This is a genomic window from Photobacterium sp. NCIMB 13483, assembly GCF_003025475.1.
GTDB lineage: Bacteria > Pseudomonadota > Gammaproteobacteria > Enterobacterales > Vibrionaceae > Photobacterium > Photobacterium piscicola.
In genome coordinates this window covers 1-6,133 of sequence record NZ_PYLV01000045.1, presented here as the reverse complement: position 1 = coordinate 6,133, position 6,133 = coordinate 1, and the positions used below count along the sequence as shown (strand labels likewise).

The following is a 6,133-nucleotide window of genomic DNA, read 5'->3' as shown; positions in this document are numbered from 1 at the left end:
AATTAGCAGCATCGTGCTTGAATGCGACTGAATAAGTTGTTCGAGCTTTTTTCATTATGTACACCATTTTGATATTAAGAGTATTTTATCCTATTTAGGTGTACAAGTTCATTAAGCCACAACAGTTTGATTTAGTGGTTTAATTGCTTTGCCATCAAGATACCAAGTTTTTCTGATCCTTAGGCAATCGTCTTTTACATACTTCTTGTATGATTCTTTCTGCTTTGGCGCAGCTGTTTCAATCTTAGTTCTGTCTATAGGTAGAAGACGGACTTCTATTTCAAACTCAATTTTATTGGTAAAATCACTCTTAAAGAAGTCCTCTTTTATCGGTTTTTCTTCTTTATAAAAGAATTGATATGCTTTTAGAAAAGTCGATTTTCCTACGTTGTTTTGACCATACAAGAAAAGTGTATTGGTGTCTTCAAACACAATCTTGTTTTGTTCTAGACCGCCAGAGATACCTCTGAAGTTATTGATAGCGAAATAATTAATTTTCAAAATAAGCCTGCCATTCATTGTACTGTGAATGCACACATATTACCCCTACTGCATATGTGTGTATTATTATTTTGTATGGATTTATGGATTAGCTAACAAATTTAATTAAAATTGCTCGAAAGATACCTCTATTTAACATATTGGATCTATCCTGCACTACGTGATCTCTATTCATTCAAAACGAACAGAATAGCCGGTGTTTTAATGGGTTTTCCTAAGTGAAAACAGAGGTAAACCCACATTGTTATTCTGTTAACCATGTTACCTAATTCACAAATCACCACTTCGACACAATGAAAGCCCCTAGTCGTATTCCCTTAAAAATTCGTATGCTTTTAATTATGCCCTACTGCATACGTGTAAATCCCCCTTATTGTGTACGCTTTTGGTGTTTACTTATCGATATGCACACGCTACATTTAGCACATGACAACCATAAGCACACAGCGAGGCCGATAAAATGGAATTTGCATACGTTCGAGTATCAACAACCACACAAACAACAGATAGTCAAATTAGCGACATTCAAAAGTCATATCCTGGCATCGAAATATCAACCGATGTTTGTAGTGGAACAGTACCCGCAACAGAGCGCGAACAATTAAGCCGGTTACTCGATAAATTAAGAAAAGATGATGTGCTGGTAGTTTGGTGGATAGATCGCTTAGGCCGTGACTATCACGATTCAGAAACAACTATCCGCGAGCTATTAAACCGTGGTGTCACAATCAAAACCATTAATCAGAATATGACCTTTGCTTACTCTGGTAACGATATGCAAGACATGACAACCAATATTCAATTAACCATGATCACCGCAATGGCAGCCGCTGAGCGTAAAAACCGTTTATCCAGTGCCGAAGCTGGACGCCAAGCAATTAAGCAGGACCCGAAGTTATGGGCTGAAAAGTTTTCAGGACGGAAACCAAACATGGAACGTAAAGCAAAGATTATCGAACTATTAGAACAAGGCTTATCCGTTCGAGAAGTGGCCATGAAGGCAGGATGCAATCCTAGTACAGTTCAACGGGCTAAAAAGATCGGTTCAATATAGATTGGTTTTGCAAGCTAGTTCATTTTAGGTGGTTTCGTGAGCCACACAATGCGGGGTGAACTGGTTTCTTTGAGGTATAGTTAAAAAGCCCTTACCACAAAGGAAGTAGTAAGGGCCTTAATCAATTACGCAGCTATAGGTAGCATGAATGGTTCAGGTATTCTGATAAATCATTTGCATATAAAGCGTGTAGCCGTGGGGCAATGCACTTTCGATCATTTAAAAAACGAATTGCGCAATTATGTTTCATTAATTCACTTCCACCACAAACAACCACATAACTAGTATGCTCTGTTCTAGCGGCATCCATCACTGTGTAACCCAACTTTTCAATTGTTGTACCTGATGATTCTTGAAACTTAACGACTAATTGAACAGATCCATGTGGTGTATATAAGACGAAATGAGCATGATCATTTTTGCCTTCAAAAATACTTGGGTACTTTACGTTGTATTGATATGTAAAAGTATCTTTAGATGAGTCTTGCTTGAAACCCATAGTTTCTAAAACACTTGATGTTTGTTGCAATAATAATTTACGGCACATATGCCACCTCAGTAACAAGATTTCATTAAAATTAGCACCACTAAAAGTGGTGCCTGTACACCCTCAAAATGTTAATGAGGTAAAGATCTAAAGTGACTACTGATATATTCCAAACGACCATTACGGCGACGAACATATGCACAAACAGACACTACTTTTTGATGAATACTCATATGAGATTCCTCCAAAAAAAGATTGAAGAGGAAATTCATTTCTTGAGGTGAACACTAATGAAAGGTACTATTGCAAAATAAATAATGAGCAATCTTGCCTTTCTGTGGGCTTGAAACCTCTTAATGTTGGGCCTTATATAATTTGCGCCAACAAATTATATAATTCACCTCATTATAAAAAGGCACTTTTGGTTTTAAACCGAAAGTGCTTTTTTATTTTTCTTTTCTCACCCCCTTAAATGGTGTGCCATCTTGCTTAACATCCATAAAACGGCCAGTGTTAGCATCACGCTTAACCCAATTCCCTGATGGCATCTGAGTTTGTGAACGTTCGCGGACCATACCATGACGACGGTTATCACCTGATTTACCATTTGTAGCCATAAACCCTCCAATATTAATACATTAATAGACTAAAACAACAAAACCGATAATACGCCCTGTATGATAAATGATCAAGCACACACTTATAAATTTTAAAAAAAAAGAGCTATAGCACGTATAAAAACAATACGTGAGTGTGTTTGTATGGTATTCTATCTCATAGTTAGAGAGGGGAAATAATGAACGAAATGACTTTTTTGCAACTTCAAAATGAAGACAAGAATGCAGATAGAATGGCCTACATTGATTTTAAAATTCGATTTACAGGTTTCATTAATCGTTCTGACCTAACAAGTATGTTTGGTTTAGCAAGCGCAGCCGCTTCAAATATGATGGCCAAATATTTAGAGTTACGGCCAGAAAATATGGAATATGATCCAAAATTAAGAGCAAATGTAATAACTAATAAATATAAGCCACTTGTAAACATTGATGCCGATACAGCATTAGGTATGCTAGCAAATGGATTTAATAAAAATAAGTTAATAGACAATCCAATCGTACCGTATGCAAGAATAGGATATATAGATAACCCATTAGATACTGACGCTATTGCTAAAATAACAAGAGCAATGGCTAGAGGTTACGCTATAAGCACAAAATATTACTCAAAAAGTAGTGGAGACTATAGCAAAAGAACTATCTTACCAACCGCATTACTTTTTAATGGTAAAGATTGGATATTTAGAGCTTTTTGTAAAAAAAATAAAGAACTGGGGAAGTTTAAGTTTTTTAATTTTGCACGAGCACTAAAGGTAGAAGAAGAATTCGAACACTTAAGAACGTCACAAGAAGACATTTCACAAGATAAAATGTGGAATACAATGATACCTTTATTACTAATACCTCATCAAGATAGAACAGAAAGTGAAGTAAATATAATAAAGTATGATTTTGGATTTCACGGTGAAAGTAAGTTAATTAAAACAGAACGAGCAGCATTTATATTTATGTTAAAACATCAATGGTTGATTGATGACAGAACAGATGAAAAAAAAGAAAAAGATATAAAAAACAATTGTAAACCATATTATAATTTTGAATTGAGTAATAAAGATATGGTTACAATACTTTTAGAGTCATTAGATACATAGAATTTAAGTCGAGTATTACCCTTACTTTTTCTAACATCTACTAGCTCAAATAAAGAAAATCACCTAACAAAATCCTGTCGAATAACGAGTTAGCTCTTTAGCTAACTCGTTGTGCTCACCAAGCGATCTCATTACAACCGACTTCATCATTATGAAGAAAAAGAAGAAAAAGGACAGCCATAACCTTGCATATCAACGGTGAGCTAAAGTAAGTCAATAGAGGGAATATAAGGACGTAAAACAAGCTAACGTGATGATTTTACTGAATTTTAGGCATTAAAAAAGGCCACTTCCAAAGAAGTGGCCCTTTCCAAACGTTTGGTGGAGCTGGCGGGATTTGAACCCGCGTCCAAAATCAGTCTAACAGATGGCGCTACATGCTTAGTCAATCTTTATTCTCGTATCCACACTGCGAATTGACACGCTATGCTAATACATACCAGAATTCTATTTCGCGGTTCATCTCTCTAGTCAAAGAATCCCTCGCTATCTCGTTTGGGTTTGAACCCCTGTTATTCCCCGTCTTACAAGCGGAAGCTAGGGCAGGAGCGCTCTTAGCAGGGTATTAAGCTGCTAGTGCGAAGTTTTCGTCGTTTGCGACTATTTTTTTGCGGTTGTTTAACGAGGCAAACCGCACCTCGACATGCTCCACAAGCCTTCGTGATCCTGTCGAATCCTGAATCAGCCCCAGATGCGTTTGATGTTAGCAGAATATTTAACTAGGTCAATAGCTTTATTATTATTCACTGACCAAGTGATTGATTACTATTCAAATGCTAACATCATGTTGCATAGGTGTCTTAACGGTTATTGCCTTTCATGATGCGGGCTTTATCACGTTGCCAATCTTTGGCTTTGCTGTCAGCGCGTTTATCATGCAGTTTCTTACCACGTGCAGTACCGATCTTCACTTTTACGAAAGAAGTGCTCCAGTACATTACCAATGCCACAATAGTATCGCCTTCGCGGTTCACTGAATCTTCTAGTTTTCTCAGTTCACGACGGTTAAGCAATAGCTTACGTACACGGGTTGGATCAGCCACAACGTGGGTTGATGCCGCGTTTAATGGCGCAATGGTTAAGCCTGAAATGAATGCTTCACCGTTACGTAAGAAAACATAGCTTTCAGTCATGTTTACTTTACCGTCACGGATAGCTTTTACTTCCCAACCCTGTAATACCATACCTGCTTCGTATTCGTCGCCGATGGCAAATTCAAAACGAGCGCTTTTATTTTTTGCAATAGTATTGCTACTTTGCTTTGGTTTTTTAGCCATGTTGACCTCGTAGAGTCATTGTTGCAGTCCCAGAACAAAATCTAATATCAGTGATTTTTCTGGTCGAATAAGCTATTGACGTTACCATAATACCGCTTGATGGTAACTGTTATTTTGGTCGATAGCCCAGTAATGGTATCATTGACTAAACGCAGCGAATAGATTTTATCTTCAGAGTGAGGATGCGTTCGATGAAGGAGAAGCTATGCCACAAATTAGTCGTTCGGCACTGGTGCCTTTTAGTGCCCAACAAATGTTTAACTTGGTGAATGATGTTGAGTCTTACCCGATGTTTTTACCCGGTTGTGCGGGCAGTAAGATCATTGAGAGTTCTGCCAGTCATATGATGGCGTCGGTTGATGTTGCCAAAGCCGGTATACGCAAAACATTTGTGACGCATAATAAATTGGTCGATTTTAACCAGATTCAAATGCAGCTGGTGGATGGCCCTTTTCGAAAATTAGTCGGCGGATGGACATTTACTGAGCTTGATGCCACTGCTTGTAAAATTGAATTAAACTTAGAGTTTGAATTTACCAGTGGGCTAATTGATGTTGCTTTTGGTAAAGTTTTTCGCGATCTGACCAGTAATATGGTGCAGGCGTTCACACAGCGAGCAAGAGAAGTGTATGCATTCTGATCAACCCTTAATTCATGTTGAGGTTGTTTTTGCACTGCCCAACGTGCAGCGGGTGTTAAAGCTGGCGGTTGTTGCTGAAACCCCTATTCAAGCGATCATCGAACAATCAGGGATATTAACCATGTACCCTGAGATTGATCTAAACATCAATAAAGTCGGTATCTACAGTCGTAATGTGAAATTAGATGCGACCGCGCGAGATGGTGATCGGATTGAAATTTATCGTCCATTAGTGGCTGATCCACGAGAGATCCGCCGCAAGCGTGCAGAACAAGCTAAAAAAGACGCTGAAAAGTAATACTTATTTTATTGCAGACAACAAAAAGCTCGCCATTAGCGTAATGCATGTGAATTAAGATAATTTACGCTTCCTTGAAGGCCTAGTCGCATAGCGACTAGGCCTTTTCTTTACTGCCCTTGGATAACTTCTTTCCTGCCTTTCTGGTAGTACAAAGCTTTCTGC

At 38.0% G+C, this 6,133-nt stretch carries 8 protein-coding genes and 1 other RNA gene; 4 read left to right on the top strand and 5 right to left on the bottom strand.

Annotation, left to right across the window (positions count from 1 at the left end):
* Positions 1-111: 111 nt before the first annotated feature.
* Positions 112-501, bottom strand: coding sequence for an AAA family ATPase (locus C9I86_RS19550; protein WP_241956923.1), 390 nt, complete (start codon positions 499-501; stop codon positions 112-114).
* 460 nt (positions 502-961) lie between these two features.
* On the opposite strand from C9I86_RS19550, the gene C9I86_RS19545 reads away from it, so the two are divergent.
* A complete protein-coding gene (locus C9I86_RS19545) occupies positions 962-1,555 on the top strand; it encodes a recombinase family protein (RefSeq protein WP_107277252.1) in 594 nt (197 codons plus the stop codon).
* Between the two features lie 133 nt (positions 1,556-1,688).
* On the opposite strand, the gene C9I86_RS19540 is transcribed toward C9I86_RS19545, so the two are convergent.
* Both C9I86_RS19540 and C9I86_RS20220 read right to left on the bottom strand, forming a co-directional pair.
* Complete coding sequence (locus C9I86_RS19540) at positions 1,689-2,102, bottom strand: PD-(D/E)XK nuclease superfamily protein (RefSeq protein WP_107277251.1); 414 nt, start codon at positions 2,100-2,102, stop codon at positions 1,689-1,691.
* Positions 2,103-2,488: 386 nt separating this feature from the next.
* On the bottom strand, positions 2,489-2,659 hold the full coding sequence (locus C9I86_RS20220; RefSeq protein WP_199190819.1) for a hypothetical protein: 171 nt from the start codon (positions 2,657-2,659) through the stop codon (positions 2,489-2,491).
* 179 nt (positions 2,660-2,838) lie between these two features.
* Here C9I86_RS20220 and C9I86_RS19535 point away from each other — a divergent pair, with 179 nt between their 5' ends.
* The gene (locus C9I86_RS19535; RefSeq protein ID WP_107277250.1) at positions 2,839-3,753 is read left to right on the top strand and encodes a WYL domain-containing protein; all 915 of its coding nucleotides are present in this window, start codon (positions 2,839-2,841) and stop codon (positions 3,751-3,753) included.
* Between the two features lie 319 nt (positions 3,754-4,072).
* Here C9I86_RS19535 and ssrA read toward each other — a convergent pair.
* Together ssrA and smpB are read right to left on the bottom strand one after the other, a co-directional pair.
* Positions 4,073-4,442: a transfer-messenger RNA gene (gene ssrA / locus C9I86_RS19530) on the bottom strand.
* A gap of 111 nt (positions 4,443-4,553) precedes the next feature.
* Entirely contained in the window at positions 4,554-5,030 is a 477-nt protein-coding gene (gene smpB / locus C9I86_RS19525; protein WP_036795915.1) for an SsrA-binding protein SmpB, read from the bottom strand.
* 205 nt (positions 5,031-5,235) lie between these two features.
* On the opposite strand from smpB, the gene C9I86_RS19520 reads away from it, so the two are divergent.
* Positions 5,236-5,670: an SRPBCC family protein gene (locus C9I86_RS19520; RefSeq protein WP_080158413.1), complete on the top strand. Its 435-nt coding sequence runs from the start codon at positions 5,236-5,238 to the stop codon at positions 5,668-5,670.
* Positions 5,660-5,968 carry an RnfH family protein gene (locus C9I86_RS19515; RefSeq protein WP_080158412.1) on the top strand — a complete coding sequence of 103 codons (309 nt, stop codon included), beginning with the start codon at positions 5,660-5,662 and terminating at the stop codon, positions 5,966-5,968. Before C9I86_RS19520 ends, C9I86_RS19515 begins: the two co-directional genes overlap by 11 nt.
* Positions 5,969-6,133 lie beyond the last annotated feature (165 nt).